The organism is Spirillospora sp. CA-108201 (genome assembly GCF_050936235.1).
Taxonomy (GTDB): Bacteria; Actinomycetota; Actinomycetes; order Streptosporangiales; family Streptosporangiaceae; genus Spirillospora.
This window is the reverse complement of sequence record NZ_JBNJNE010000001.1, coordinates 1,767,707-1,792,165: the sequence shown is the minus strand read 5'-3', so window position 1 is coordinate 1,792,165 and position 24,459 is coordinate 1,767,707. Positions and strand designations below refer to the sequence as shown.

Sequence of the window (24,459 nt, the reverse complement as noted above, 5' to 3'; positions counted from 1 at the left end):
GCCACAATTTCCTCTTGTGGTCTGTGGGTGCTCCCACTATGGTTGTGGCCACACCCACAGATATGCATTTCAAGGCATGTCTCCGCCCTTTGGAACTGAGGTAGCAACCTTGTCCCACCCGCCCGTGCTGAACTCCAGCAACCGGGGGACCGCCGTCCAGGAACTGGCCCGCCGCCACCTGGCCGGCCGCGCCCACCGGCCCCGGCAGACGGTGATGGCCACTCCGACCGGGATGCTGCTTCTGCCGCCCCGAGCCAGGAAAGCCGACTGGGACGCCGCCCGCGCACAGCGCATGACCGCCTCCCGGCTCGCCGCGTGCATGGGTCTGGAGAAAGGGGAGTACTCCTCCCCCCTGGCCGTCTGGCACGAGATGCGCGGCACCAGGCCCAACACCAAGGCGGCCCGAGTCCGTGAAGCCGCCCGCTGGGGGCTGCGGATGGAACCGGTGATCGCCGAGGCGTTCGCCGAGGAGTCCCCGCACGGCATCCGTCCCAATCCCGGGATGCTCGTGCACGCTCAAGCGGACTGGATGGGCGCGAACCTGGACTTCTTGGTGGTGGAGAGCTGCGAATGCGGCACCCACCAGCCGGGGATGCCCGCCGGGCCCGGCGACACCGCACCGTGCTGCGACCCCGAGACCTGCGAGGCGTGCTGCGAGCACTGCCCAACCTGCCCCAGCCTGGCCCGCGGCCGCCGCCGACGCTCTAAGCTCCGCCGCCATCAGGCCACCCCGCCGCAGGCCACCGCGTTCTTGGAATGCAAACAGAGGTCCGCCTACCAGGACCACGAATGGGGTGACGACGAGGACGACATCCCGGACTCGGTCGCGATCCAGGTCCACTGGGGCCTGGCCGTGTCCGGATTCGACGCCGGGTACGTCGCCGTCCTGCTCGGCGGCAACCAGATGCGCTGGTACCGGATCGAGCGGGACGAGGAGTTCCTCGCCCAGCTCGTGGAGTGGGCCAAGGGCTGGTACGCCACCCACATCGTGGGTGGCGTCGAGCCCAACGTGGACGGCTCCGCCGCGACCACCGAGCTCCTCAATCACCTGTGGCGGGTCAAGCCCGGCACGGTGACGATCCTCGACCCGGAGGAGACCAAGCGGCTCAAGGGTGACCGGGAGGCGATCAAGGCCCGGATCAAGGCCGAGGAGGAGAACCTCCGCGAGGTCGAGAACCGCCTGCGGCGCGCCCTGGGGGACGCCGAGTTCGGGATGGTCGACGGGCACAAGGCCGTGTCCTGGTGCGCCAACGGAACCTTCAGCAGGTCGAAGTTCGCCGAGGACCACCCCGAGTTGGTCGCCGAGTACGTCACCCTCGCCGAGGTGTTCGACCTTGACCGGTTCAAGGCCGAGCAGCCCGACCTGTACGGCCAGTACCGCGCCCGGGTGCTCCGCACCCACAAGCCGCCCAAGACGAAGGCCGCCAAGACCGCGAAGGCGAAGGCCAGGACTTCGGCGAAGGCCTCTGCTGGTGCGGGGGAGGCGCAGTGAGCGCGCTCAAGGACAGGGTCCGCCGCCTGGTCATCCCCGGCCAGGGCCACGACGCGCACGGCGACCGCCCCCGCGAGGGGGCGGGCCCCGCCCCGACCGTGAACCCGTTCAACCCCACCGGACCCTCCGGCCGGGGGAGCGGGCGGCCGGAAGGGCTGCTCGGGCACTCCGACCAGCACGCCGGCGGTGGCCTGGTCAACCTGGCCACCCGTGACGTTCTCCGGAGTTGGCTCGACGCGCACGCCCCGTTCTGGGCCGAGGCCCTCCCGGACTGCGTGCGGCCCGGCGCGTTCGCCGCCGCCGCCCTCACCGCTCTCTACAACGACACCCGGCTCCAGCGCTGCGACCCCCAGTCCGTGCTGATGGCGCTCGTCCAGAGCGCGTACTTCGGGCTCCTCCCGGACGGCAAGCACGCGGTGATCATCGCGGACGGCCGCCACGCCGACTTCGTTCCGATGTACCAGGGCTATCTGGAGTTGATGTACCGCTCTGGCCTGGTCAAGTCCGTCACGTTCGACCACATCCGGCACGGCGACACCTGGCGGATCGACCAGGGCAAGCCCGCGCCTGACGACTTCACCCACGTGAAGAACGTCGTGAACCCTGGCCCGCCGCTGGTCGCGTACTGCTTCGCCTGGCTGGGCAACGGGGCCCGCTCACAGATCCACTTCTGCACGCGGGAGCGCGCGGAGGCGATCCGGGATGACTGGTCCCGGCACTACCGGCGCGCAGAGGAGGCCGGGACCTTCGACTCGCTGTGGCACACCCGGTTCGCGGACATGTGGCTGAAGACGGCAGTTCGCCAGGCCGCCAGGGGCCTGCCCACCTCGCCGGAGATGCGGCAGCTCATGGACCACGAAGACCAAGCCGAGCACGGCAACCGTGTGCCGTCCAGCGTCGTGAACCTCCCCCGGGAGGCATGGGCCGCCACCACCGCCGACGACCTGGCCGCCGATGCCCACCACGCCGCCTTCCGGGCCGCCAAGAAGGCCCAGACCTCGCCGCGTGACGAGCCCAGGGAAGCGCCGTGAAGCGCCCCCCGATGCCCGGCACCACCCGCCCCAGCGCCTTCCGGCGCAGGGGCGGGACCCCGGCCGGGCGCACCCCTGACCCGCGACAAGACAGGACTGGTATGCCCCTCTACGCGCTGATCGACAACGAGCAGCAGCTGCACATCCGCGACGGCGACTACATGCCCGCCCTCGGCCCCGAGGGCGCCGACCTGGTGAGGCTCCATCCAGGGGTCCGCATGGCCGCGTTCGTCAACGACTGCGGGTTCTCGCTGCCGGACCGGTGCCCCCGCAACACCCTCGGCGCGCTCGTTGCGATCCGGCTCGGAGGGGTGTTCCGGCCGCTGGCCGGGCCGGTGGTGTTCACCGGCTGGAACTCCGCCGGCTGCGGCTCGGAGGTCCGCGACCTCACTCCCGAGAACATCCAGACCCTCACCGGCCTGCACCGCGACTTCACCGCCGCGCTCGCCGGTACCTACACCGGCGCCGCGTGGTGGGCCGACACCGTCCGCCGCGACGCCGACTCGCTGCGGGCCGCCTCCACCCCGACCCTCACCATCCTGGAAGGCATCTGATGGAGCCCACGCCTCGCACCCAGCAGATCCGCGACGCCCGCCTCCTCCTGGACTGGCTGGAGGCCAACCCGACGGTGCCGCTGCCGGACCTGAACCTGGCCGCGATCCTGCACATGTCCCCGAAGGCGGCGGCCGCCGTCCTGGACCGGGCCTCGTCGACCTCCCGCACCTCGTTCGAGGTGACCCCGGCCGGAGGCAAGGTCCTGCGCCGCGAGTTCGGGTGCGCCTCCTACCGGCTGGTCGCCCTGCCCCCGCCCCCCACCCCCAAGCCCGTCCGGCCCGTGACCCCCCGCGAGCGCCGGACCGCCCGCATCCGCAAGGCCAAGCAGCAGCCTGCCCGCAGCCGCGCCCTTACCGAAAGGCCAACCGCATGACGATCAGCAGCAGCCAGAACGACCAGAGCGGCCAGGACGATCAGGCCGACCAGGTCACCGACGACGTCCTCGACGAGTACTGGGCGATGCACCTGCGCTCCAAGGAGGAGCAGGACAAGCTCCACGGGGAGGCGGTGCCGCTGCAACAGGACCACCAGCATCGCACCGCCAGCCTGGCGGAGTTGCACCGCAGGAAGGAGGCGATCGAGCGGGACATCTCCGCGCAGGAGGCCATGCTCCGCACGGTCGCGGCGAGCATCGGCACCCTGAGCTCCCGGGCCGAGCAGGCCCGCCGCAAGGCCGAGCTGCACGCCATGAACGTCGCGCGGCTGGTCGAGGACGCGGGCCGCCCGCACCCCAAGACCCGGTGGGAGGAGGCGGCCCGGCGCGAAGCGGCGCGGCGGGAGGAGGAGAACAGGCGGACCATCGCCCAGCAGCTCCAGCCGCCCTACCCGGCTGAGGGGCAGGTGCCGACCGGCCCCATGGGCACCGCGCCGCCGCCCTACGAGGAGCAGCCGGCGGCCGATTCCACTCCGTCCCGCGGCCTCGCCCGCCTGCGCAACGGGCGGCACAACTCCAACGGGGCCGGGCAGTGACGACCGCCGCGGGGCACCCCCGGCACAAGCGGCCCGGACCGATCCAGGCCCGGTGCCTGCACCGCGCCGCGCTCGCCGCCGTCACCGCCGCCGTCACCGCGGTGGTGGCCACGCTCGTGGTCGTCGCCAGCCAGGCCCTGAACCCGCTCAGCGTGGGGCTCCTCGCGGCGCTGTCGTCCCTGGCCGGAGCGTGCCTGATCGTCTCGGCCTCCGAGTCCGCCACTCGGATGCATGACCGGCGGGCTGGAGCGGGCCGCCGCTGCCGCGCGCACCTCCACCACCCGCACCCCTGACCGTCTGGCCCGCCCCGCTCTCCCTGCTCCGGGGCGGGCCGGACACCCCACGACTACGAGGACCCGACGTGCCGACCGTGTATCTGACCACTCACATGGACGAGTGGCTCCACCTGGACCACCCGGGCATGCCGCCGCTTTTCGTGAGCCACCGCAGGCTCGCGCGGCGGCTCACCTCCGGGCGTCGCCTGCGGCCGGCGCTGCACTGGTGGGGCCTCGACTCGGGAGGGTTCTCCGAGCTCGACCTGTACGGGACGTGGCGGACGACCCCGGCCGAGTACGTCGCCGCCACCCTGCGCTACGACACCGAGATCGGGAAGCTCGGCTGGGCTGCGCCGCAGGATTGGATGTGCGAGGCGGAGCAGCTCGCCAAGACCGGCCTGACCGTCCGGGAACACCAGGCCCGCACAGTCGCGAACTTCGTGGAGCTGAAGCGCCTCTGGGCGGACGTCTCCGACGAGGACTGCCCGTTCATGCCGACGCTCCAGGGCTGGACACAAGCCGACTACCTGAATTGCTGGGACATGTACGGCGACGCTGGCGTGGACCTGACCTGGCAAGCCGTCGTCGGCCTTGGGTCGGTGTGCAAGCGGGAGCGCACCGAAGAGGTCGGAGAGATCCTCCTCGCGCTCCACGACCTGGACCCCGAGTTGCCCATCCACGCGTTCGGGTTCAAGACCGTCGGCGTCCGCAAGTACGCCGACCTGATCGAGACCAGCGACTCGGGCGCTTGGTCCAAGGGCGGCTACCACCGGCCAGACCCCGACTGCGACAAGGCCAGTTGCTCCAACTGCCTCCACTACGCCCTCGCCTGGCACGCGAGGGTCGCCGAGTCCCTCGCCTACGTGCCCGCCCCGATCCAGCGATCCATCTTCCCCGCCAGCGCCTTCGACCTGGCGGTCTGAGCTACGCCGTGACGAACACACAGGAGACCACGTTGAACGCACCCGCAGCCCTCGCGGCTTCCGCGCATTGGGAGGTCACCGGTGCCTGAGCCAGACGAGCAGTACGACCCGGACGAAATGATCGAGGTCACCCTCAAGCCGGTCCGCGTCCACCGGCAGGGCCCCGACGGCACCGTCACCATCAAGGTGCCCACCCCCGACGGCGGCACCGCGCACTGGCCGCTGCCGCCCCAGGCCGAAATCAAGCGCGTCGCGCCCGCCGACTGGCCGCCCCAGGACGGCGACGTGTGGGGCGACCGGCACGACCGAGACTGGTTCGCGGTCACCCCGGCCCGGCTCCTGCCGGCCAGCGGCGGGCGAGAGGAACACGTCAGCGACTTCTTGCGCAAGTACGGGCCGCCGGAGCTGCGGTACCGCAAGAGCACGGACGCGGACGAGCCCGACTGCGAAGACTGCAACACCGGCGCCGGCCAGCTCGGTGAGGCCAACCTGGGGTGCGTGGACCGGCCCGGCTGCGGACTGCCTCCTCTGGAGGATCTCCGTGACTAAGTCGGACCTCATCGACGCCACCGCTCTGCGCCAGATGTATGCCGTTGTCGACGACCTCATCCACAGGGCGGTCCAGACTGCCCGCGCCGAATGGGAGACCACCCCCGGGGCCCGAGCGCACAGGCGGCTCGCCGATAAGTACTCGGTGGCGGCCAAGGTGCTGTGTGAAGAGGAAGAGGCCAAGGACGCCGAAAGCGTCAACGGCGCGCCTCTCTCCGACGCCGAGCGCATCGAGCAGATCATGACGATGCACTCGGCGCTGCTCCAACCCGAGGCGATAGAGCTGCGCGGTGAGGTGAAGCGACTCTGCTACGAGCGGCGTCTGCTCGGCGCTGCGCGAGCGGTCCTGGACCAGGTGGCCACCGGCGGCCTGCGCGGCTGGGTCCAAGCCCAACCGCAGGCAGCCCGGCTTGCGCAGCGCATCGTCGACGAGATCGGCCACCCGGCGACCGACGAGCAGGCGCTCGGGTCCGAGTACCGCGATGCGATCAGACAGCTCCGTGCTGACCTCGCCAGAGCGCGGTCCGATCTGGCAGGGCGGGGTGCTGCCTACGAAGTGCTGGCCGCCAAGGCCCAGAGGCTCTGGAGTGCGTACATGTCCGCGCGGCGCGGACGCGCCCGCGAACGGGAGCGCCACAGGGCGATCGCCCTGGCGGTGCAGGTGCTCGTGGACGAATGGGAAGAGACCATCGCCTCGGGGCTGATGCACGGCCAGGAATGGGAGCAGTGCCTGCGGTCCAACCTTCCCAGGCTGCGCGCCGCGGCCGCTGGCGAAACGACCGCGGGATGAACCGCCACTCGCTCATGACCCGGATCATCCGGCGACTGCTCGGCGCGAACGGCGCCTTGGTCTGGGAGGCGCTCAAGCAGCGCGTCCGCCAGGGCCGACAGGGCGATGACCGGTGAACGAGCTCCTCGTGATCACCACGGCCGAGCTTCTCGCGTGGAGCGCCCTTGTCGCCATCATGACCGTGACTCTGATCGCCATCATCTGGCTCGCGGTCCGACTCCGCCGCGGCGGCTGCTCGGACTGCGTCGCGCACCAGGGCGTGGAGATCGAGGCGATGCCCGGCCACCCCGAGCGCGTCGACGTGCTGCCCGACCCGGTGCAAGAACGCACCTTCGGCGCGATCGGCGACCGGCTCCGCGCGGACCGGCAGATCGCCAGAGCCCTCCACCAGTGCGGATGGGACGAATGACCGCACAGACCATCCCGACCCTCGACAAGATGCATTACCGGTCAGCCCACCGGCAGCCGCGGCCCGGCCGCGACGACCCGCCCACCCCGTGCAGCCTGAACCCCAAGGTCTGGGCCGACCGCGACCGGGAACGCATAGCGATGGCCGGCTGCCGCCCCTGCCCGATCCTGCGGGACTGCCACACCTGGGTCCTCCAACTCCCCGCGGCACAGGACGTGGGCGGTGTCGTCGCCGCGATGACCGCCAGCACCCGCCGCTCGATCCGCAACAGCGAACGGGCGGTCGCCATGCACGAGCGGCGTCGCCGCCGCGAGGAGGGCGGCGCCGGTGAGTGATCCCGTCGACGAGCGCGACGTCCGCCTGGCGGCGCGGCTGCCTGCCGCCACCGACATCATCTGCAACGTCCGGGACCTCGACCCGGAAGGCGTCAAGGACTGGTTCGCCCGCCACGGCATCACCGAACAGGCGGCGCAGGAACTGATTGTGCTGCTGGCCGCGATGGTGCCGGACAGCCGGCCGATCGAAGACCTGCTCGCCTGGACATCGACCGCGCCCACCCCCCGCGGGGCGTGCGTAGTGCCGATGCGGCGCCGCTGCTCGTGCTGCGGCCAGGAACTTTCCCTCGCCCGCTTCTACCGGGACCGCAGCAAACCGTTGGAGCGGTCCTACAGCTGCATCGACTGCATGCGCGCACGGCGCGAACACGGCGCCTGCGAGCACGAGGCCGCCCGGAGGGACATCGGGTGACGACTACCAGCGCGCCCTAGCGCGTCCCGGGCGGGGAGTCGCCGCCTCGCTCGACCTCATCCATCCACGTAGGGGCTCAGCCCGAAAGAAGGGACCTCCGAGTGACATCGCGTATGAACGCGGCGGGAGCGTGACGTGGCCTGGCTGCGTGACTCTGACGACTACACCCAGCGGGTGGAATGGGACGGCGTCTCCTATGAGGCGCGGTGGCACTACAAGGCGATGATCGAGCACTGCTCGCGGTCGCGCCGGTGGGACGGGCGGTTGCCGCTGGAACAGGCCCTCCGAGCGTCGGACGTCCCGGATCCGGACCGGTGCATCGCCGAGCTGGAGGCGATCGGCTACGCCATCGTTACGCGTAACGTGACGTCACATGTGACGTCACAAAGTCCGTCACGTGTGACGCTCGGGACCGTCACACTGCCCCGGATCGACGAGCACATCCCGCCGCGGGGGATGCGCGACAACGCCCCGAACTCCAAACTGCGGATGCAGCGGAAAAGGGCGCATGACCGGGGCGAACACCACCTGTGCCTCCCCAAGAACTGCCCCCACGCCAGACCTGCGGACGATCCAGCCGGCGAAACCCGCGACACCGGCTCTGTTACGCGTAACCCCGGGACGGGACGGGATAGATCTTCCAGGTCCCGCGTCGAGAGCAACGAAGACACCAGCAGCGGCGACGAGATCGGTCAGTCCGGTCTGGTGGGGGGTGCGGGGGGAGGGGCCCGTGACGTTACGCGTAACACCGATCCTCGGCCCGAGCCCGGCGGGGAGTTCGGTGACGAGGTCCAGGACCGCAGAGGCATCCGCTGGCTGACCGAGAACCTGAACGCCGGCGCGCTGACCGCCGCGCTCGTCGTCCAGCAGGTCCGCGCCGACGCCCGCGCGCGCGGCATCCCGATCAACTCGATGCCGGGCTACCTCGCCTCCATGCACGAGCACGGCGACCTGACCGACGTCCTCATGACCGCCGAGGACCGCATCGAGGGCCGCGCACGCCCCTGGGGCAGCGCCGAACCGGAACCCGCCGCACACGACGAGCACCCCGACTTCCGCCTCATCGACGGCCGACCGGTCAGCCCCCAGGCGCGCCGCGCCGCGATCGACGCCTGCCCCCGCTGCGACCACAACGGCCTGACGCGCGAAGACAACCCCCGCCGCTGTGACCACCGGCCGCCCGGGCACGCCTCCCAGCCGCCCCTCATGAAGTCCATCACCGACCAGGACGCCGACGAGAACGACGCCGAAACCCCGCTGCCCGCAGACGAAGCCCGCCGCACGGCCCGCGACGCCATGGACCGCGCGAACCGGGCCCGAAGGAACCACGGATGACCGCCCTCCGCACCAAGATCGCCGCCATGGCCGCCACCATCACCGCCCGGCTCCTGGACCGCCACGCGCACCGATCGGGCGTCAACGGCGACCAGGACCCCGCGCAGGCCTGGCCCTTGGTCGAGGTCGAGTCCGAGGAGCTGACGTCGACGGACTGCCGCGAACTCGCCGCCCACCTCGCCCACCTCGCCGACCTCACCCGCCAGCTCGGCGACCCCTCGGCCGCCGCCCGCCGCCTGTGGAGTGACCAGTGACCCGCCGCCGCCCGACCCTGGCCGCGACCGACACCCACGTGTGCCTGAAGTGCGGGCGGGCCCTGCACGCCAGCAAAGAATGGTTCGTCGGCGACCACTGCGCACAGGTCCTCGGCCCGGCCCGCGTCGAGGCCCTCCGGATCTACGCCGTACAGCAGGTCGACCCCTTCACGCTCCCCGCCGGACAGAAACCGCTGTCGCCGACCGGCCGCCTCAACAACCGCAACGCCCGCGCCGCAGCCTCCGGCCAGATGCAGCTGTGCCGCCACCACAACCCGGTCGGCGCGTGCGGTACCTGCCGATGGGAGTCCAAGGACGAGAACGCCTCCAAGCGGATCCTCCGCCAGATCTGCGCCCAGCCCCTCGACCAGCGCCGCACCGAACGCGCCGCCGTCCAGGCCGCCCGCGCCGTCACCCGCACGCTGCCCCGGGCGCCGTCCCGCCCCGCGCTCGCCACCCCGCCGCCACCAGCAGAATCCGCGCCCGCCCCGCCGAGCCCTGTCCAGGCATCCCTGCTGTGACCACGGAAGGAACATCATGAACCCCCTGGCCAGCCTCACCCACGCCGAGCAACCGGTGAGGCGACTCGCCGAGACGGGCGCCACTCGCACCGCAGGGCCGCGCATCGCCCATTGCGCCCGCCCCTGCCCCACCTGCCCGTGGCGGGTCGACACCGCCCACCGCATCGCCTACCCGAACGTCGCCGAGTACGCGGCCGACACCATCGGCGAACCCGGCAGGGAAGCACCGATCGGCGCACCCATGTTCGCCTGCCACGCCATCGACCTGGTGCCGGGCTGGCTGTGCTCCGGCTGGCTCGCCATCGTCGGCCAGCACCACCTCACCGTCCGGTACGCCGTCGCGATCGGCGCGCTTCCCGCCGCCGCCCTGGCACCCCGCCGCGGCTGGCCCGAGCTGTTCCCCACCTACCAGGCGATGGAAACCGCCCACCGCCACGCCCTCACGGAGACCCTCTGATGCCCGAGCACAACCACGACTTTGTGCGGCGGATCAAGCTCGCCCTGCTGACCCGCGCCGACAACCTCGACGCCGGGCGCCTGGCCAACGTCACCGGCATCTCGCCGGGGATCGCCGCCGACACCCTGGAGCAGCTGGAGATCGAAGATCTCGCAGAAGGCAGGTGGCGCGGAGACGTCCGCTACTACCACCTCACGCCCGCAGGGCTGCGTCAGGCGCACGAAGACCTCGGCCTGCAACCCGCCGCGGCTGGCCGCACGCCGCTGACCAAGTTCCCCACCGGCACGCGAATCACCCTGAACGAGCTCATGGCCGATGCCCTCGGCATCCAGCTCGCCGAGCCCGTCGACCCCGACCAGCTGTACCTGGTCGACATCGACGGGACCGTCGCCCACCGCGACGAGACCCGCCCGGACGTCCGCCGCCCCTTCGACTGGACCCGCGTGGGGGAGGACCTGCCGAACCGGCCGGTCATCTCCATCGTGCAGGCCCTCGACGCCGCAGGGCACCGCATCATCTACGTGACCGGCCGCTCCGGCGAATGCCGCGCCGCCACCGGCACGTGGCTGGCCGCCCACGTCGGAGTGCCCGGTGAGGCACTGCTGATGCGCACCCCCGGCGACTACCGGCCGGCCACGGTCGTCAAGCGGGAGCTGTACGAGAGGTACGTCGCCCCGCAGCACGTCACTGCCGTCCTGGACGACCAAGCGAGCGTCGTGGCGATGTGGCGCGAGCTGGGCCTGATCGTCCTTCAGTGCGCGGAAGGCGCCTTCTGATGACCACCCCTGATCTGGCCAACGGCGCGCCCCTGCCCGACCCCGCACTCGAGAACGAGCTCACCACCCTGGAGGTGGACGTGCTCACCACAAGCGCGATCGGGCTCAGCCAGGACCAGGCAGCGCACCACCTGGGCATGTCTGCCCGGACCTTCCGGCGCGTCCTGGCCACCGCCGCGGACAAGCTCGGCGCGACCGGCCCAGTCCACGCCGTCGCCCTCGCCGCGCTCGGCGGGCACCTGGACCCCGACAGGGTGCGAACCCAGACCGCCCCACCCCGAACCACCCCCACCCCGACCCAGGTCCGCGCTTGGGCCGCGGCCGCCGGCATCCCGTGCCCGCCCCGCAGGATCCCGGCCCGCGTCTACGCCGAGTACGAGGCCGCCGCCCTCAAGGCCCACCGGAACGGATTACGGCTCTAAGCCCCGCAGCTCCCGGCACGGCCCGACGGCCTCGACGTCCGCCAATATCGGCCGCTGATCTGCAACGACACCACCGAACGAGGAGGGAGAGCCATGAGCCATGGCAACCACACGGACGACGATCGCCGCCCCTGCGTACGCGGAACCCGCTGCGACTCGGCGATGATCGTCTGGGAGAACGGCCACACCCTCCGCCTGCCCGCACTCGGCTACCGCACACTCTGCGACGCCGACCGCGCCGGACTCAAGCGGACGATCATCGCCCTCCCCGGCCTCTACGACGTCGCAAACTCCATGCTCGGTGACCACCCCGCGCCGCAGCACGGCGCCGACGCCCGCCCCACCGGACGCCCCACGCCACCGACCCTGGTCAACACCGGCATGGACGAACTGATGCGCACTGCCTACCACCTGGTGGCGTCCTGGTACGAGCGCGTCGACACCGTCGCCGGAGGCCGCGGCTACACCACCGCGCAGACCGGTCGGCTCAACCACCAAGCCGCAATCCGCGAGATGGCCTGGTGCCTCGCGAAGAACATCGATGCACTCCTAGCCCTGCGCCCGGCCGAAATGGTCCGCTACATCAGCCTCCAGGCCGCCGACGAACTCCCCGACGGGGAGATGGTCCGCCGCCACTACGCCGCCGGCTACGCCACCTGGTTCCCGGCCATGGACGGCGGCGACGCCTGCAACGAGCTCATGGACCTCGCCGCCCGCGCTCGCCGCCGCCTCGGCCTGACCGGCTCGGACGTCGACCTTCCGGTCCCGTGTACGCAACCCGACTGCGGGGAGCGCGGCCACATGGTCCGCCCAGACGGCGCCGTCGGCCTGGAGGACTACGCCGTGTGCCGCTCCTGCGGCCACCGCTACGAAGACACCCCCGACGACCCGGCGTTCAGCGACCTCATGAAGGACGTCGCCGCGTGGAACATCGCCCGCGCGAAGAAGAACAGGACCAAGGAAACCACCAGCCCATGAAGCGCCACACCCCACGGCCCGCCGCGCTGCGCCTCCTGGCCGCGCTCTACCTCGTCATCCTGATCGGCTGGGCGCTCGCCGCCGCCTACATCGAGGCGACACGATGACAGCCGCGACCGCGATGACCTTGCTCGCCTTCGCCATCTACGTGGCCATGTCCCTCGCCCTCGCCAACGAGTTCAGGAGGCCACGATGACGCTGCGCGTCATCCCGGTCCGATTCGAGGACGCCTGCGGATTCGTCGAGATGTGGCATCGCCACCACCTCCCACCGAAGGGCCACAAGTTCAGCCTCGGCGTCGCCGACGAAGCCAACGTCCTGCGCGGCGTCGCGATCGTCGGCCGGCCCGTCGCGCGCTTCCTCCAGGACGGGATGACCCTGGAGGCCACCCGCACCGCGACGGACGGCACCCGCAACGCCAACAGCGCCCTGTACGGGGCGGCCTGGCGCGCGACGAGAGCGCTCGGCTTCGGGCGTCTCATCACCTACATCCACACCAGGCATCTCGGGCCCACTTGCGCTGACGCCAGATGCCTCCACAGCTCGTGCTTGAGCGTGCGCCGCAGCGAAAGCGGCGCCAGCCTCCGCGCGGCGGGATGGCACGTCATCGCCGAGCGCCCCGCCCGGCGGGGATGGGACTGCCCTTCAAGACCGCGCAGACCGAACGGCGCCGAGGGCATTCCCCGCACGCTGCTGGAGGCGAGAGCACCCGCGTGGACGGCATGACGCGCCGGGCCCGACCCCACGCGCTGCCGGATCCTCGCGAGCCGTCGTCGCGGATGACGTCGAAGACCGCCAGACCTACACGGACCCTCGCAGCGCCGAAGGTGCAGCAGCGAAACGAAAGGAACCTCATGGAGATACCTCCGAGCGGCCTTCATGCGCTCAACACGATCGCCGCGGCTACCCCGCCCGACGCCGCCGCCGGCATCCAGCAGCTCGCCGAAGCAATCCAGGCGCACCTGCCCGACCTTGACCCGGAACTCATCGGCTACGTCATGCTCACCGCCTTCGGTGCCATCGCTGCTGTCGCGCAGGAAGCGGGAGAGTTTCCCGGGCCCTGCGGCAAGTACCTCCACATCGGCGGGGCAGTCGCCGCCGCCCTCGCAGCACCGGAGCGTGCCGTATGAACCCGACCGTCTCCCGCGAGGAACTGGCCGAGTTGCGGGCCGCTCTCGCACGCCGTACTACCGAATGGCAGGACGAGCAACAGGCCCGCTTGGTAGCCGAGCACGCCCGCTTCGCAGCCGACCAGAGCGCCGCGATCCTCCGCCGTGCGTTGGCCGAATACGCCGACCGGCTGGAGAACATCGCCACCGGCCGGGCGGTGTTCGTCGAGCTGGCCCATGAGATGCGGACCGTCGCGGCCCTCCCCGCGGTCGCTGCCGGCGGCGACGTTCCCGGCGCGATCGTGTGCGGCCGCGGCGAACCCGCGCCCACGTCCCGCCCAGACCAGGCACAGCCCGGCCGGGTCGAGGTCGGGCAGGTCTACGAGTCCTGCGACCCGCGCGGCGGGCCCGCCATCCGGGTGGTCGAGTACACGCCGGGCTCGAACCGCGCCGAGGTCGTCGATGCCGTTACCGGCAACCTGCCTCGTTCGATCCTCGTCACCGCTCTACACGCCACCAGAAATACTCAGGCCGGCCGAGCTCGTAGGACCGGCTACCGGCTCGTCCGTGACGGTTCGAACGGAACCGCCCGGTGAACGCTGGCGACCTTACGCTCATTCGGGATGCTGCCAGGGCGCTTGAAGATCTCGGGGCTTGCGAGGACCCGGCGTGCTCCGAAGAGGCGTGCTTGCGGATCTTGCCCCGGCTCCGCGCCCGCCTTGCCCAGACTGCGGTCAGCCCCGTGAGGATCGGTCAGGTCTGGGCTGACAACGACCGTCGAAGCCGCGGCCGTCAGGTGAAGATCATCGGCCTTGAGGACGTTCACGCGATCGTCGAGCTGCATCTCCCGCGCGGCGCTGGCCACTTGCACTCCAGACCCGGTCGGCGGACTCGTATTCGTCTCGACCGGTTCCGGCCCGTGTCGACCGGCTACCGGCTGGTGTCCGAATCTGCTGAGGGTCTGCCCTAAACGAGTGCCCTTGTTCTCCCGGGGCCCTACGAGACGGGTGGCCATGGGGGACTGGGTGGTGATGGCACAGCACCCTATGTAGAGTACGAGTCATGGGCTATGTAGAGTTCGAGCGACGCGGAAGCGGTACGGGACGATCCGGTCTGTTCGTCGCGTGGGAGCTGCTGGCGTGGACAGGGATCGTGCTGACGGCGGTCTTGGCAGCTGTGCTGGCGGTCTTGATACCGGTGGTGGCTGGGCCGGTCGGCGTGGGAGCCGCGGTGGCCGGAGTACTGCTGGCGATACGCGGGGGGACGCGGGGGAGTGGGGCATCATGAGCCGGGGCCCGCGCATGACGATGCAAACCCAGATGGTGCTGCGCCAGGCGCTGCTGGAACCGAGCCGGGAGTGGTACGGGCTGGAGATGGTGCAGACCACCGAGTTGCCCACCGGAACGGTCTATCCGATCATCACTCGGCTGGAACAAGCCGGATGGATCACCTCCCGATGGGAGGAGCCGGACGAGCAGCGCGACGCCGATGCTCTCGGTCGTCCGCGCCGCCGCTACTACAAGCTCACTCAGGAGGGTGCCGAGAACGCCCGCCTCGCCCTGGCTAAGGCCCACGCCAACCGCGCCACCGCGCCCAAGCCCTGGGGCACTCTGCGTCCGCACGTACCCGGAGCCACTCCATGAGGTCTTCCCCGGCCGAAACGGGCCAAGAGGTCGATGCAGAGCCGCTTGAGACGGCGTACGCCTATCTCGCCGTCCATATTGATACCGCCGCCCAAGCGGCTGCGGCCTCGCTGACCAAAGCAACTACATCGGCGGACACGTCGCTTGCGGTAGAGCGTTTCCTGCCCGCGAAGGTGAACGCGGCGAGAGCGATGATCGCGTTGAACGCGGCGAGAGCGGAGATAGCGGTAAACCTGGCACACGCGGCTGCTCTCGTAGCGCTTAGATCGACGGCAGTGGCACGGGACGAGCGCAACCTCGTGATGTTGGTGACGGAGGTGGCACGCGAGGCGGCGAATGCAGCGCGTGCCGCGTCGATTGCAGCGCATGCGGCAAATTCACCATGGCAACGGCGCGGGGCGCGCGAGGCGGAGGTGTCGGCGCTCAGGGCGTCTAGGGCGGCGGACATGGTGGTCATGCGCGGAGCGGGTCCTTCTGCGCGGCGGGCCGTGGATGCAGCAGTGCTGGCCCTGCGGGAGGTCGAAAGGCAATTCTCTGTGTTGAATAGGCGCCAACTCCAGTCTCGTGAACAGGGCGCTGTGGTTCGCCCGCCAGGAGCGGTGACGCGGCGGTTGGTGGTGGTGACGTGTGCGTTGTTGCCGGCCGGGGAGCGAGGGCGCTACTGCGAGGAGTGGTTGAACCTGCTCACTGAGCTGCCCACCCGCCGGGGACGGGCTGCTCACGTGCTTTCCATCCTGTGCGGCACGCCCCGTCAGTCATGGACACTTCGCCGCCCCCTCAAACACGTCCCGCCCGCCTGATCGGCCGTGGCGCGCCAGTCCTCCGGGGGCAAACGAGACATCCCTAGTTAGCAACGTTGCCAGAGCCCCGCAGCCCTGGTTGGACCTGCCTACCAGGCGGGCACGGCCCTGCCGACGTGCGGCTACTCTGGCGGTGTCGCCGCGCCTCCGGCAGATGGTTCAGGCGCGACGGAGCCGCCGTAGACGATCATGCGGCGCTCGCCTGTCCCGAGGGATCGGAGCTCTTCAACGCGGTATCCGGCGCGGAGCCAGGCGGCAATGACTACCTGTCCGGGCCCCCACTCAGGCGGCAGCTCTACGTAGACGCGCAACAGCCCTCCTCCCGTGACGCTGCGGCGATGGGGAAGGGCCGCCCTACTAATCGCGGAGTCTACCGGCACGCCCATCAGCATCCAGCGACGCCTAGGACGAGGTCGGGCTTCGACGCACTTCGAGGTCGCGTTCCGTCGGACTGAGCAACGACAATGGAGGGCATCCCCCCGGATTCCTTCGCCGTTGAGGAGACACGCTGTCGACCGCTGCACGCGAGTACACCCGGCCCGACCCCGAGGACGGATTGTTCGTCGACGGGCCGTCGATCTTGCCGCTGCTTCCTGCGATGCACATCGTCGCGGCCAGCGCCGACGGCTGGGCGTGTGTCCGCCCCGCCCACGCTGGACACCCCTGCACCATCCAGCTACCCCAGATGACGTCGGATCGCGACTGACCGAAACAGGCGCGGTGCCCTCGTTGACAACGCTCTGACCTGCGGTCCAAACTAAAGATCACCTGCAACACCCATGCCCTCAGCCGGTACGCCGGCCTGGGGGCATTCGTGCGCCTAGGGGGTGATCGCGTGATCGGCCCCGATGGCGAGGAGTACTGGACGACCAAGCAGGCCGCCGCAGCGATGGAAGTCTCGCCGTCCACGATCAGCACCTGGCGGACGAACGGCTACCTGACACCTGCGGACGGCTCGCCTCCCCGCCGCCCCATCTACCGCCGCAGCGACGTCGTCAGAGCTGAGCGGCTCGCCTACGAGGCGGCACTCCGCACCAGCGGCAGTCTGAAGCGCACCTCGCGCGCCGCGCTGGCCGGCTGACACCCGCCCCCCTCCAGACTGCGCACCGCCAGAGCTTCAAGATCTGGGCTGAGTGCGCCTCCGGGCCTGTCCTTCGCGCGAGGCAGGACACCCCGGAGATTGAGCGGCCCTTCGCCCCTGCGACCCAGCGGGGGGTCACGGGGCGAGGGGCCGCACCCTTACTCGGCGGCGGCCGCCGGCACGTTCGCCCGCCGCCATGCCAGACCGCCGGCCACCGCGGCGCCGATCCCCGTGACGATGACCGCGGCCATCGGCAACGCCACCAGCTGGGTCCGCTGCCGCGCGCACGCCTGGTTCGTCGACCCGAACGCGTCCTGTGCCGGGCCCTGTAACTCGCTGGGGAAGTTCGGCCCGAAGTCCGTGCTGAGGGACTTCGGTCGGTACACCGACCCGCACTCGAACTGTCCGGCCGACACCGGTACGAACCCGAGCCACACGCCCACGAATGCCAGGGCAAGGCCCAACGGCAGCAAACGATGCATGATCGCATCCCACCTCAGCGCGCGCCCGCACTTGCGCAGATACACCCCGCCCGGCCTCATCCGGCCATTCCCGCCGAGCACGACCGGAGACCCGCGATGCCCGACAAACCCGCGCCACAGAACCTGAGCAAGAACGCCCCGAGGCGGTGGCCCGAGGCGCTCGCCCGGCCCATCGAATTCACGTACATGACCTGGACCGGCGAGAACACCACGGAGGTAGCAGCGTTCCTCGGCCGCCGGTACGACGGCGTCGCGGAAGTCGGAACCCAGAAGTTCCTGTCCTTCGCAGTACAGAAGGGACCCGGCTACGCGACGGCCCGAGTGGGGACCACATTCGTCCGCGCCAGCGACGGCCGCCTGGAGGTCTTCGAGGACCGCGGAGACTTCGAGCGGCTCTACGACACCGACACGGCGGCCAAGGGCGCGGACATCGCGATCTTCGAGCGCCTCGACGATCGGACGGACCCGCGCGTCATCGTCCCGCACGACATCCGCATCAACGGCCGTTCCGTCCTGGCCCCTGAAGACGCGCCGGTCCGCGTCCACGGGATCACCATCGACGGCAGCGAACTGGTGCAGGTCACCCTCACCTTGTTCGCCCGCCTCCTCAGAATCAGCCACGAGAAGCCGGCATGAGCGAAGTCTCCCTGCCGCTGAAGGTCGTCCTGGACGGCCTGACCATCGCCGAAGTGCCTGTCCACTGCGAGCTCAGCACCATCTGGGAAACCGCCGACGACGCCGCTACGACGCCGATCCGGCGCGTGCAGGCCATCGTCCACGCCTCGACGCTCGGCGACAGCATCGCCGGTGAACTCCGCAAGCTCGCCAACGCCCTCGAAACCCGCCCCCAGGGAGCGTGATGGCCCCCGCTGAGATCATCGCCCGCGCCTTCCACGCGGCCTACGAGCGGCTGGCGCCCGCGCACGGCTACCAGACCCGGCAGGCATCCGCCGTCCCGTGGGAGGACGTTCCGGTTGGCAACAAGAGCCTCATGATCGCGACGGTCGCTGACCTGCTCGGCCGGCGCATCATCGCTCCTGGCGAGCAAGTGCCCGCCCCCGCCCGCGAGCCGCTGCTCGGCGACATCGTCTGGTACCGAGGCAGGCAGGGCGTCCACGCGGTGCGCGCCGCAGTCGTCACCGCGACCGTGAGCAGCCTCGACCCGCTCGGCGTGGCCGCCGGGACGGTCACGGCACTGACCGACGGGACCCGCGTCCACCTGTGGGTCTTCACCCCGTCCGACGCCGGCGGATTCGCCGAGTACGACGTCCCCGCAGCACCCGAAGGCACGGAGCTGTCGCCCGGCGAGTGGCGCCGACGGCCCGCTCCCTGATCCCGCCCTTCAACCCGCCGCCCCCGGCGCCGCGCGCAGCTCCGAAGGCCGGGCCGCCTCGACCTCACCTCCGCCCGGTCCCCTCCCGCGAAAGAACCCCGCACCTGTGAAGAACGACGACGCCACCCGCGAGCTCGCCAAGATCACGCAGGCGTTGCAGTGGGCCAGCGACCACCTCACCCGCCTCGACGAGTCGAACGCCGCCCGGCACCTGAATCCCACGGTCCTGTACACGCCGCTCACCGCAGCCGTGCAGCGCGCCGCCCAGGCCGCCGCCAAGCTCCGCGAATACCTCACCGAGCAGCCCGTCGACGAGTCCGCGCAACGAGCGCTGGCCCAGATCGTCACAGACCTGGACCGCTGCCCTCACGGCCGCCACGAGGGCGACACCTGCGTCGGCTGGACCGGCCCCGGCCTCTACACCGGCGGCTGCGAGGGCGGCGTCTCGCTCGGCAACCCGCACCTGAAGACGGGCGACCACCTCGGCTACACCTACGCCTCCAGCCCGTACGCGATGCCCGAGCGGGGCCGCCGCACCGACCCCGAAGCCTGGAAGGCCTGACCCGCGATGAGGATCTTCTACGACTGCGAGTTCATCGAGGACGGCACGACGATCGACCTCGTGAGCATCGGCCTGGTCGCCGACGACGGCCGCGAGTTCTACGCCGTCAGCAGCGACTTCGACCGCCGCAAGTTCTTCGCCAACGACTGGCTGGTCGACAACGTGTGGCCGACGCTGCCGCAGCGGCCCCACCCGCCCGGCATCCGCTGCCGCTGCCTGCACGAGCACCTCGACCTCGACCACCCCGATGTCCGGCCCCGCACGCAGATCGCCCGCGCTGTCCACACCTTCATCGCCGCCACGCCCGACCCGCAGCTGTGGGCCTGGTACGGCGCCTACGACCACGTCGCGCTGGCCCAGCTGTGGGGCCCGATGATCTCGCTGCCGCCCGGCGTCCCGATGTGGACCAACGACCTCAGGCAGGAAGCCGAACGGCTCGGCAACCCGCCCCTGCCCGACCAGCCGGCAGGCGTCCACAACGCCCTCGCTGACGCCCGCCACAACAAGGTCCGCGCCGAGGCCCTCGACCAGCTCAACGCAGAACGGAACCCCGCGAAATGAAGACGATCATCTGCGCGCTCAACGGCGCCGACGCCGACAAGGCCACCGACGCCCTCGGCATCGAGCTCAGCGACCGACTCCACACCCACCAGCTCGACCGCCTCGACGTCGAAGCCACGGTCGACGTGACGGTGACGGGCCAATTCGCGCGTCGCCCGGACGCGCTCCAGGTGTGGCAGCAGGTCCGCGACGCGGTTCAGCAGGTCGACGACCCGCCGATCCTGCCGATCTACCCGCCCCTGGTCAACGCCGTCTACACCACGGCGGTCGACCCCCTCACCGTCGACACCCTCACCGCCCTGATCGAGCCCTTCGCGAACCGCCACGGCCGCCAGGTGGCGGTGGCGGACGCCGCCCGCACGTTCGCGGTCGTCCTGGAACGCCAGCAGGCCGCCTACGAGAGCGCGCTCGCCCGCGCGCACGCCGAATGATCCCGACGGTGGTGTGCGCGCCCGGCCACAGCGAGGGGATCAGGGAGGCGCGCACCCACGGCATCCCCAACGACGCCCTGATCATGGCGGACGGCGTGCACCGGCTGCGTGGCCTGCTCGGCTTCAACGTCCTGGTGGTCGAGGGATTCAGCCAGCGCCACGACGCGATCGAGACCTGGGAACTCCTCCTGCAGCGCGCCGAGCGGAGCCGCGCCAGCTCGGCGGGAAACCTCGTCCTGCCGTTCTGGCCGCCACCCCACACCCACCTGTACCGCGCGGACGTCGACGAAGGCGCGGTGTACGCCCTGACCTGCCTGCTGGAGCCGTTCGCGACCGGGGGCCCGCCCATGGTGCCGCTGAACGTGGCGGCCACCACCGCCGCCGACCTCCTCGAACGGCACACGATCCGCACCGCCCAGTCCGGGGGCGGTGATGGCACGCCACGAACAGGACCGGCAGCCCGACCGGCGTGACCGGCGAGTCGCGGAGGCCGCGGCGGCAGTGCTGGCCGCGGGCCTGACCGCCGCCGCGGCGGCGGCCGCGCTGCGCCGGGTGCTCAAGCCGCTCCGCCTCGCCGCGGCCGCGATCCGCGCCGCCGTCGACCTGGCCGCACGCATCCCACCCGACCGTGCGCCCCGCGCCGCCGGCCGCGCCCAGCAACAGGACCGGCGCAACGCCCACAAGTTCCGGGCGTGGTACCTGGTCAACGCGGCCCGGCGGATCCACACCGCGATCAAGACCCGCAGCAAGAGCGAGACCGTCGCCGACGCCGTCCGCGAGGTGCTGCGCCCCGAGTCGCGATACCTGCGGCAGCACCTGGCCGCCCAGCAGAACCGGCGCCGCACCGCGCGCGAAGTGGACCGTCTCGCCGCCATCTACGGTGACCGCCTCGGCTGGTACGCCGTCCGCGACACCTCCACCACCGCCGACTGCCGCCACGCCCACGGCCGCGACTTCCTGCTGTCCAAGCCACCACGCATCGGGCTGCCCGGCTCGGTCCACTCCCGTTGCCGGTGCCGCCCCGGACGCCCCTGGGGCACCCAGCTCCTCACCTAGAAAGGCCACGCATGGACTTCGGTCAGGCCCTCGAACGGCTCCGCGCCGGCGGGCGGCTCACCCGCGCGGGATGGAACGGCAAGGGAATGTACATCGTGCTCCAGGCCGGCTACCCGAACGGCATCCCAATCAACGCCAACACCGCGCAGGCGACCGGCATCAAGCAGGGCACGGTCTGCCGGTTCCGTCCCTACCTACTGATGCGGACCGTCGACGCCGAGTTCGTGCCGTGGGTCGCATCCCAGACCGACATCCTCGCCACCGACTGGGCCACCGCCTGACGGCGCCCGCGAGCTACCCGCACGGCTGGCCCCGCTCGCCGGGCGGGGACACCGGGAACCGGCGGGGCTCGCCGGTCTCCTTGTCAATGGCCCAGACTTCGTCGACCTCCCCGGCGAGGATGCTGTCGAGCAGCCGATCGGTGGGCGACACTTCCGGCTCCGGCACCGGCCCCGTCTGAGGGGCCAGGTGCCGCCGCCGGTAGTACACCGCCCGCCGCTCGCCGCCCCGGCCGCTGTCGTCGCCGGTCACGTCGCGTTGGCCATGAGGTCCTCACCGCGGATCTCCCGGCGGCAGTGCGGGCACAGCGCAGGCAGTTCCAGGCTGCGGCGGCTGAGGGTTTTGGCGTCTTCGGGAAGGTCCTTCCGCCGGATCGTCACCTCGCAGTGCGGGCAGGTCCCCGGCAGTTGCAGGGTGCGCGGAGCCCTGGGGGAGTAGGTTCCACCGGTTCCCTTCGGGCGGCCCGCACCAGCACCCTTGCCGGGCTTGCTGGCCTCCCACTTGCGGTACGTCGACATCCGCCAGAACGGGACCCGTCCGAGGACGGTGTCCTGCTCGGGCATGTCGCCGGCCCTGGCCTCCGGGGTGCCGCGCCGGGCGTTGTGCCGGGACCGGTTCGCCTCGACGGTCGTCTTCTTCACGCCCTGGAGGGCGGCCCACACATCGATGTTGATGAGGGCCTCCGGGGCGATGTCCGCCGGGTCCGCGGGGAGCTCCGCCGGGTCCTGCAAGACAATAATCCCGTCAAGGTTCATGTAGTCAGAATAACTCGCCGCAACACGGGTGCAGCCCCTGCGGGCCGGAACCGGCCGCGGCCCCACCGCGCCCTGCCTACCGGCCGCCAGCCGGACCCGTGTTCTCATGCCTGTCACCTCTCCCGTCCATTCCGGTAGGCGGTTACCCGCAGCAAGTGAGCCCCGCCCCCGCAGGGGCAGGGCCCGACCAGCTGGCAGGGTCACCCGTCCTGGGCCTCCGCCGGCTGCGCCAGCTTGGCGGCCATCTCCTCGGCCGACATCCGGCCCTGGACGTCGTCGTAGGGGAACCGGTCGGTGTGCAACCGGCCCCCCGTCTTCTGGGACTTGGTCGCGGCCTCCACGGTGAGGACCGCCATGTGCACCCCGAGGTGCTGCCACGGCACCGTGAGCGTCTTGGGGTTGACGCGGATCACCTCGAACCACCGGCCCCGGTGCAGCGCGAAGTCGCCCGCGGTGAAGTCGCCCGGCCCCCACACCTTTGCGCCCTGCTCCTCCAGGCGCTCGACGTGCTCCCGCCAATAGGCAAGTTGCCCGTCCGTCTGCTCCCGCATGGTCCGCAGCCGCACCACCGCCGGGCTGTCGGGCACCGGCTCGTCCGTACGGCGCAGCACCCGCCGCATCCAGCCCCGCATCCGCTCCGCCCGCCCGCCCGGCTCAGCCTCAACGGCAGCGCGCTCCTGCACCTCGGCGAGCCGCCGGTCCAGGCCCCGCAACTGGGCCTCCAGTTTCGCGATCCGCCGCAGCGTGGTCGGCAGCGACTCCCGCTGGTCCCGGTACTTGGCCGCCGCTGCGGACCGCGCCGCCCAGTACTCGCCCCGCTGCATGTCCTTGACCGCGATGCCGTCGCTGCGCCACATCTTGGCGAGGAAGCGGCGGTGCCTCCCCTCGGAGTGGTGACCGACCAGGATCGGCTGCCCCATCGGGATGTGGGACATTCGCTCCCGGTTGTGGGCCCACCGGGCCGCACCGGCCCGAGCAGCGCGCGCGCCCCGCGTCCCGTACCGTTCAGCCCTATCCTCCGCCCGCTCGTTCCGCTCAGCCTCAGCCTCAGCGAAGTCCCGGCCTGGAGAGGCGTCGTCGACCTCCACCGTGACGGTGTAGCCGGCCTCGCGGAGTCGCCGCTCTGCCTCACGGATCAGCGCGGTGTTGGACACCCAGTCTCGCGAGTGCGGGAGGTACCAGGCATCCAGGTTCCGGCTGAAGCGGAACCCGCAGCCTCCCTTGCCACCGAGGATCTTCCCGGTCCCGTCATTCCGAGCCGTACCTTGCACGAGGGTCCCCTCGGTGAGGGTGTGCGTGATCTTGAGGGTCATGTCAGATCTCTCCTATCTTCAAAAAGGTGGGGTCCCATCCGGGCGGGCGGACGGGACCCCGGCTCTACGGGGAGGGTCAGGCGGCGGCCCGCTCAGGTGTCCGCTCGCGGGCCTGCCGTTTGAACTCGGCGAACGTGATCCGGCCGTGCGCGTTCCAGAAGGCCACCAGCTCCTCGCTCGCGTACTTGCGGGCCCGCGCCCACTGCCCGGAGAACAGGCTGTAGGGGTCCACCCCGGCCGCCTTCCCGACCGAGTTGAGCAGGCTCCCGCGGGTGACCTCTTCGGCCAGGAGGTACTGGGCATGCACCCAGTCCTGGTACGCGTCGCGCAGGTCGGCCTCCCTGGCGCGCCGCCGCGCCTGCCGCGCAGCCTTCCGCCGCGCCTTCTCATCGACCCGGTCCCGCCGGTCGGCCTCGCGCATCACCGCGTCGGCCACGAACGGACGCCGGTTCCACCGCTGGTACAGCTCGGCGAGCTCCTCATCGGTGTAGGCGCGGAGCCGCTCGGAGCGGACGGCGCGGCGAGCGGGGCTGAGCGTGTGCGCCAGCGCGGTCAGGGTGGCCTTGAGCAT

39 protein-coding genes are annotated in these 24,459 nt (G+C 71.1%); 33 read left to right on the top strand and 6 right to left on the bottom strand.

What is annotated here, in order from left to right; all coding sequences use genetic code 11:
- Window positions 1-109: 109 nt before the first annotated feature.
- The 22 genes from ACQEU6_RS08945 (at window position 110) to ACQEU6_RS08840 (ending at window position 14,188) form a co-directional block, all read left to right on the top strand.
- A complete protein-coding gene (locus tag ACQEU6_RS08945; protein ID WP_499330525.1) occupies window positions 110-1,492 on the top strand; it encodes a YqaJ viral recombinase family nuclease in 1,383 nt (460 codons plus the stop codon).
- Window positions 1,489-2,523: a recombinase RecT gene (locus tag ACQEU6_RS08940; protein ID WP_499330523.1), complete on the top strand. Its 1,035-nt coding sequence runs from the start codon at window positions 1,489-1,491 to the stop codon at window positions 2,521-2,523. Before ACQEU6_RS08945 ends, ACQEU6_RS08940 begins: the two co-directional genes overlap by 4 nt.
- A gap of 101 nt (window positions 2,524-2,624) precedes the next feature.
- Entirely contained in the window at window positions 2,625-3,077 is a 453-nt protein-coding gene (locus tag ACQEU6_RS08935; RefSeq protein WP_499330521.1) for a hypothetical protein, read from the top strand.
- Window positions 3,077-3,451, top strand: coding sequence for a hypothetical protein (locus tag ACQEU6_RS08930; protein ID WP_499330519.1), 375 nt, complete (start codon window positions 3,077-3,079; stop codon window positions 3,449-3,451). Before ACQEU6_RS08935 ends, ACQEU6_RS08930 begins: the two co-directional genes overlap by 1 nt.
- Window positions 3,448-4,047, top strand: a complete 600-nt coding sequence (locus ACQEU6_RS08925) for a hypothetical protein (protein ID WP_499330518.1) — start codon at window positions 3,448-3,450, stop codon at window positions 4,045-4,047. The genes ACQEU6_RS08930 and ACQEU6_RS08925 overlap by 4 nt, the downstream gene beginning before the upstream one ends.
- Window positions 4,044-4,340, top strand: a complete 297-nt coding sequence (locus ACQEU6_RS08920) for a hypothetical protein (protein WP_499330517.1) — start codon at window positions 4,044-4,046, stop codon at window positions 4,338-4,340. The genes ACQEU6_RS08925 and ACQEU6_RS08920 overlap by 4 nt, the downstream gene beginning before the upstream one ends.
- Window positions 4,341-4,408: 68 nt before the next feature.
- Window positions 4,409-5,245, top strand: a complete 837-nt coding sequence (locus ACQEU6_RS08915; protein ID WP_499330515.1) for a deazapurine DNA modification protein DpdA family protein — start codon at window positions 4,409-4,411, stop codon at window positions 5,243-5,245.
- Between the two features lie 81 nt (window positions 5,246-5,326).
- Window positions 5,327-5,794, top strand: coding sequence for a hypothetical protein (locus ACQEU6_RS08910; RefSeq protein ID WP_499330513.1), 468 nt, complete (start codon window positions 5,327-5,329; stop codon window positions 5,792-5,794).
- Window positions 5,787-6,584, top strand: coding sequence for a hypothetical protein (locus ACQEU6_RS08905; RefSeq protein ID WP_499330511.1), 798 nt, complete (start codon window positions 5,787-5,789; stop codon window positions 6,582-6,584). Before ACQEU6_RS08910 ends, ACQEU6_RS08905 begins: the two co-directional genes overlap by 8 nt.
- Before the next feature lie 112 nt (window positions 6,585-6,696).
- On the top strand, window positions 6,697-6,993 hold the full coding sequence (locus ACQEU6_RS08900) for a hypothetical protein (protein WP_499330510.1): 297 nt from the start codon (window positions 6,697-6,699) through the stop codon (window positions 6,991-6,993).
- The gene (locus ACQEU6_RS08895; RefSeq protein ID WP_499330508.1) at window positions 6,990-7,328 is read left to right on the top strand and encodes a WhiB family transcriptional regulator; all 339 of its coding nucleotides are present in this window, start codon (window positions 6,990-6,992) and stop codon (window positions 7,326-7,328) included. Before ACQEU6_RS08900 ends, ACQEU6_RS08895 begins: the two co-directional genes overlap by 4 nt.
- The gene (locus ACQEU6_RS08890) at window positions 7,321-7,740 is read left to right on the top strand and encodes a hypothetical protein (protein ID WP_499330507.1); all 420 of its coding nucleotides are present in this window, start codon (window positions 7,321-7,323) and stop codon (window positions 7,738-7,740) included. Before ACQEU6_RS08895 ends, ACQEU6_RS08890 begins: the two co-directional genes overlap by 8 nt.
- 135 nt (window positions 7,741-7,875) lie before the next feature.
- Window positions 7,876-9,075, top strand: a complete 1,200-nt coding sequence (locus ACQEU6_RS08885; RefSeq protein ID WP_499330505.1) for a hypothetical protein — start codon at window positions 7,876-7,878, stop codon at window positions 9,073-9,075.
- Window positions 9,072-9,329, top strand: coding sequence for a hypothetical protein (locus ACQEU6_RS08880; protein ID WP_499330503.1), 258 nt, complete (start codon window positions 9,072-9,074; stop codon window positions 9,327-9,329). The genes ACQEU6_RS08885 and ACQEU6_RS08880 overlap by 4 nt, the downstream gene beginning before the upstream one ends.
- On the top strand, window positions 9,326-9,850 hold the full coding sequence (locus ACQEU6_RS08875) for a hypothetical protein (protein WP_499330500.1): 525 nt from the start codon (window positions 9,326-9,328) through the stop codon (window positions 9,848-9,850). The genes ACQEU6_RS08880 and ACQEU6_RS08875 overlap by 4 nt, the downstream gene beginning before the upstream one ends.
- 16 nt (window positions 9,851-9,866) lie before the next feature.
- Window positions 9,867-10,307: a DUF6283 family protein gene (locus tag ACQEU6_RS08870; protein ID WP_499330498.1), complete on the top strand. Its 441-nt coding sequence runs from the start codon at window positions 9,867-9,869 to the stop codon at window positions 10,305-10,307.
- Window positions 10,307-11,083, top strand: coding sequence for a phosphatase domain-containing protein (locus ACQEU6_RS08865; RefSeq protein WP_499330496.1), 777 nt, complete (start codon window positions 10,307-10,309; stop codon window positions 11,081-11,083). Before ACQEU6_RS08870 ends, ACQEU6_RS08865 begins: the two co-directional genes overlap by 1 nt.
- A complete protein-coding gene (locus ACQEU6_RS08860) occupies window positions 11,083-11,505 on the top strand; it encodes an Lsr2 family DNA-binding protein (protein ID WP_499330493.1) in 423 nt (140 codons plus the stop codon). Before ACQEU6_RS08865 ends, ACQEU6_RS08860 begins: the two co-directional genes overlap by 1 nt.
- Window positions 11,506-11,598: 93 nt before the next feature.
- On the top strand, window positions 11,599-12,483 hold the full coding sequence (locus ACQEU6_RS08855) for a hypothetical protein (protein ID WP_499330491.1): 885 nt from the start codon (window positions 11,599-11,601) through the stop codon (window positions 12,481-12,483).
- Window positions 12,484-12,675: 192 nt separating this feature from the next.
- Window positions 12,676-13,209, top strand: coding sequence for an XF1762 family protein (locus ACQEU6_RS08850; protein ID WP_499330487.1), 534 nt, complete (start codon window positions 12,676-12,678; stop codon window positions 13,207-13,209).
- A 128-nt stretch (window positions 13,210-13,337) separates the two neighbouring features.
- Window positions 13,338-13,613, top strand: coding sequence for a hypothetical protein (locus tag ACQEU6_RS08845; RefSeq protein ID WP_499330484.1), 276 nt, complete (start codon window positions 13,338-13,340; stop codon window positions 13,611-13,613).
- Entirely contained in the window at window positions 13,610-14,188 is a 579-nt protein-coding gene (locus ACQEU6_RS08840; RefSeq protein ID WP_499330481.1) for a hypothetical protein, read from the top strand. The genes ACQEU6_RS08845 and ACQEU6_RS08840 overlap by 4 nt, the downstream gene beginning before the upstream one ends.
- Here the strand turns inward: ACQEU6_RS08840 and ACQEU6_RS08835 are convergent.
- A complete protein-coding gene (locus ACQEU6_RS08835; RefSeq protein ID WP_499330478.1) occupies window positions 14,146-14,457 on the bottom strand; it encodes a hypothetical protein in 312 nt (103 codons plus the stop codon). The two genes, ACQEU6_RS08840 and ACQEU6_RS08835, sit on opposite strands and share 43 nt — an antisense overlap.
- 436 nt (window positions 14,458-14,893) lie before the next feature.
- Here ACQEU6_RS08835 and ACQEU6_RS08830 point away from each other — a divergent pair, with 436 nt between their 5' ends.
- Entirely contained in the window at window positions 14,894-15,235 is a 342-nt protein-coding gene (locus tag ACQEU6_RS08830; RefSeq protein WP_499330476.1) for a PadR family transcriptional regulator, read from the top strand.
- A 1,635-nt stretch (window positions 15,236-16,870) separates the two neighbouring features.
- On the top strand, window positions 16,871-17,116 hold the full coding sequence (locus ACQEU6_RS08825) for a MerR family transcriptional regulator (RefSeq protein ID WP_499330473.1): 246 nt from the start codon (window positions 16,871-16,873) through the stop codon (window positions 17,114-17,116).
- Window positions 17,117-17,274: 158 nt separating this feature from the next.
- Here the strand turns inward: ACQEU6_RS08825 and ACQEU6_RS08820 are convergent, their stop codons facing one another.
- On the bottom strand, window positions 17,275-17,643 hold the full coding sequence (locus tag ACQEU6_RS08820) for a hypothetical protein (RefSeq protein WP_499330471.1): 369 nt from the start codon (window positions 17,641-17,643) through the stop codon (window positions 17,275-17,277).
- Window positions 17,644-17,694: 51 nt separating this feature from the next.
- Here ACQEU6_RS08820 and ACQEU6_RS08815 point away from each other — a divergent pair, with 51 nt between their 5' ends.
- The 9 genes from ACQEU6_RS08815 to ACQEU6_RS08775 all read left to right on the top strand — a co-directional run bounded on the left by ACQEU6_RS08815 (window position 17,695) and on the right by ACQEU6_RS08775 (window position 21,822).
- Entirely contained in the window at window positions 17,695-18,234 is a 540-nt protein-coding gene (locus ACQEU6_RS08815; protein WP_499330470.1) for a hypothetical protein, read from the top strand.
- Window positions 18,231-18,458 (top strand): hypothetical protein, encoded by a 228-nt coding sequence (locus ACQEU6_RS08810; RefSeq protein ID WP_499330469.1) that lies wholly within the window; start codon window positions 18,231-18,233, stop codon window positions 18,456-18,458. Before ACQEU6_RS08815 ends, ACQEU6_RS08810 begins: the two co-directional genes overlap by 4 nt.
- Window positions 18,458-18,931 carry a hypothetical protein gene (locus tag ACQEU6_RS08805; protein WP_499330466.1) on the top strand — a complete coding sequence of 158 codons (474 nt, stop codon included), beginning with the start codon at window positions 18,458-18,460 and terminating at the stop codon, window positions 18,929-18,931. Before ACQEU6_RS08810 ends, ACQEU6_RS08805 begins: the two co-directional genes overlap by 1 nt.
- A 106-nt stretch (window positions 18,932-19,037) precedes the next feature.
- Window positions 19,038-19,493 (top strand): hypothetical protein, encoded by a 456-nt coding sequence (locus ACQEU6_RS08800; RefSeq protein WP_499330464.1) that lies wholly within the window; start codon window positions 19,038-19,040, stop codon window positions 19,491-19,493.
- Between the two features lie 6 nt (window positions 19,494-19,499).
- Entirely contained in the window at window positions 19,500-20,054 is a 555-nt protein-coding gene (locus ACQEU6_RS08795) for a hypothetical protein (protein WP_499330462.1), read from the top strand.
- Complete coding sequence (locus ACQEU6_RS08790; RefSeq protein WP_499330460.1) at window positions 20,051-20,485, top strand: hypothetical protein; 435 nt, start codon at window positions 20,051-20,053, stop codon at window positions 20,483-20,485. Before ACQEU6_RS08795 ends, ACQEU6_RS08790 begins: the two co-directional genes overlap by 4 nt.
- Before the next feature lie 8 nt (window positions 20,486-20,493).
- A complete protein-coding gene (locus ACQEU6_RS08785; protein ID WP_499330458.1) occupies window positions 20,494-20,958 on the top strand; it encodes a hypothetical protein in 465 nt (154 codons plus the stop codon).
- Window positions 20,918-21,541 (top strand): hypothetical protein, encoded by a 624-nt coding sequence (locus ACQEU6_RS08780; protein WP_499330456.1) that lies wholly within the window; start codon window positions 20,918-20,920, stop codon window positions 21,539-21,541. Before ACQEU6_RS08785 ends, ACQEU6_RS08780 begins: the two co-directional genes overlap by 41 nt.
- An 11-nt stretch (window positions 21,542-21,552) precedes the next feature.
- The gene (locus ACQEU6_RS08775; RefSeq protein WP_499330454.1) at window positions 21,553-21,822 is read left to right on the top strand and encodes a DUF2829 domain-containing protein; all 270 of its coding nucleotides are present in this window, start codon (window positions 21,553-21,555) and stop codon (window positions 21,820-21,822) included.
- A 13-nt stretch (window positions 21,823-21,835) separates the two neighbouring features.
- On the opposite strand, the gene ACQEU6_RS08770 is transcribed toward ACQEU6_RS08775, so the two are convergent.
- The 4 genes from ACQEU6_RS08770 to ACQEU6_RS08755 all read right to left on the bottom strand — a co-directional run bounded on the left by ACQEU6_RS08770 (window position 21,836) and on the right by ACQEU6_RS08755 (window position 24,459).
- Window positions 21,836-22,072 (bottom strand): hypothetical protein, encoded by a 237-nt coding sequence (locus tag ACQEU6_RS08770; protein WP_499330452.1) that lies wholly within the window; start codon window positions 22,070-22,072, stop codon window positions 21,836-21,838.
- Window positions 22,069-22,575 carry a hypothetical protein gene (locus ACQEU6_RS08765; protein ID WP_499330449.1) on the bottom strand — a complete coding sequence of 169 codons (507 nt, stop codon included), beginning with the start codon at window positions 22,573-22,575 and terminating at the stop codon, window positions 22,069-22,071. Before ACQEU6_RS08765 ends, ACQEU6_RS08770 begins: the two co-directional genes overlap by 4 nt.
- A gap of 200 nt (window positions 22,576-22,775) precedes the next feature.
- Window positions 22,776-23,888, bottom strand: coding sequence for a DUF3560 domain-containing protein (locus ACQEU6_RS08760; protein ID WP_499330447.1), 1,113 nt, complete (start codon window positions 23,886-23,888; stop codon window positions 22,776-22,778).
- A 76-nt stretch (window positions 23,889-23,964) separates the two neighbouring features.
- Complete coding sequence (locus tag ACQEU6_RS08755; RefSeq protein WP_499330445.1) at window positions 23,965-24,459, bottom strand: hypothetical protein; 495 nt, start codon at window positions 24,457-24,459, stop codon at window positions 23,965-23,967.

Bases quoted from the DNA above. Each gene is read 5' to 3' on its own strand.
- ACQEU6_RS08780 (WP_499330456.1), top strand. From the start codon at position 20,918: ATGGCACGCCACGAACAGGACCGGCAGCCCGACCGGCGTGACCGGCGA.
- ACQEU6_RS08895 (WP_499330508.1), top strand. From the start codon at position 6,990: ATGACCGCACAGACCATCCCGACCCTCGACAAGATGCATTACCGGTCA.
- ACQEU6_RS08840 (WP_499330481.1), top strand. From the start codon at position 13,610: ATGAACCCGACCGTCTCCCGCGAGGAACTGGCCGAGTTGCGGGCCGCT.
- ACQEU6_RS08795 (WP_499330462.1), top strand. From the start codon at position 19,500: ATGAGGATCTTCTACGACTGCGAGTTCATCGAGGACGGCACGACGATC.
- ACQEU6_RS08815 (WP_499330470.1), top strand. From the start codon at position 17,695: ATGCCCGACAAACCCGCGCCACAGAACCTGAGCAAGAACGCCCCGAGG.
- ACQEU6_RS08925 (WP_499330518.1), top strand. From the start codon at position 3,448: ATGACGATCAGCAGCAGCCAGAACGACCAGAGCGGCCAGGACGATCAG.
- ACQEU6_RS08805 (WP_499330466.1), top strand. From the start codon at position 18,458: ATGGCCCCCGCTGAGATCATCGCCCGCGCCTTCCACGCGGCCTACGAG.
- ACQEU6_RS08775 (WP_499330454.1), top strand. From the start codon at position 21,553: ATGGACTTCGGTCAGGCCCTCGAACGGCTCCGCGCCGGCGGGCGGCTC.
- ACQEU6_RS08790 (WP_499330460.1), top strand. From the start codon at position 20,051: ATGAAGACGATCATCTGCGCGCTCAACGGCGCCGACGCCGACAAGGCC.
- ACQEU6_RS08865 (WP_499330496.1), top strand. From the start codon at position 10,307: ATGCCCGAGCACAACCACGACTTTGTGCGGCGGATCAAGCTCGCCCTG.
- ACQEU6_RS08755 (WP_499330445.1), bottom strand. From the start codon at position 24,459: ATGCTCAAGGCCACCCTGACCGCGCTGGCGCACACGCTCAGCCCCGCT.
- ACQEU6_RS08860 (WP_499330493.1), top strand. From the start codon at position 11,083: ATGACCACCCCTGATCTGGCCAACGGCGCGCCCCTGCCCGACCCCGCA.
- ACQEU6_RS08760 (WP_499330447.1), bottom strand. From the start codon at position 23,888: ATGACCCTCAAGATCACGCACACCCTCACCGAGGGGACCCTCGTGCAA.
- ACQEU6_RS08830 (WP_499330476.1), top strand. From the start codon at position 14,894: ATGACGATGCAAACCCAGATGGTGCTGCGCCAGGCGCTGCTGGAACCG.
- ACQEU6_RS08930 (WP_499330519.1), top strand. From the start codon at position 3,077: ATGGAGCCCACGCCTCGCACCCAGCAGATCCGCGACGCCCGCCTCCTC.
- ACQEU6_RS08850 (WP_499330487.1), top strand. From the start codon at position 12,676: ATGACGCTGCGCGTCATCCCGGTCCGATTCGAGGACGCCTGCGGATTC.
- ACQEU6_RS08845 (WP_499330484.1), top strand. From the start codon at position 13,338: ATGGAGATACCTCCGAGCGGCCTTCATGCGCTCAACACGATCGCCGCG.
- ACQEU6_RS08810 (WP_499330469.1), top strand. From the start codon at position 18,231: ATGAGCGAAGTCTCCCTGCCGCTGAAGGTCGTCCTGGACGGCCTGACC.
- ACQEU6_RS08765 (WP_499330449.1), bottom strand. From the start codon at position 22,575: ATGAACCTTGACGGGATTATTGTCTTGCAGGACCCGGCGGAGCTCCCC.
- ACQEU6_RS08880 (WP_499330503.1), top strand. From the start codon at position 9,072: ATGACCGCCCTCCGCACCAAGATCGCCGCCATGGCCGCCACCATCACC.
- ACQEU6_RS08935 (WP_499330521.1), top strand. From the start codon at position 2,625: ATGCCCCTCTACGCGCTGATCGACAACGAGCAGCAGCTGCACATCCGC.
- ACQEU6_RS08855 (WP_499330491.1), top strand. From the start codon at position 11,599: ATGAGCCATGGCAACCACACGGACGACGATCGCCGCCCCTGCGTACGC.
- ACQEU6_RS08870 (WP_499330498.1), top strand. From the start codon at position 9,867: ATGAACCCCCTGGCCAGCCTCACCCACGCCGAGCAACCGGTGAGGCGA.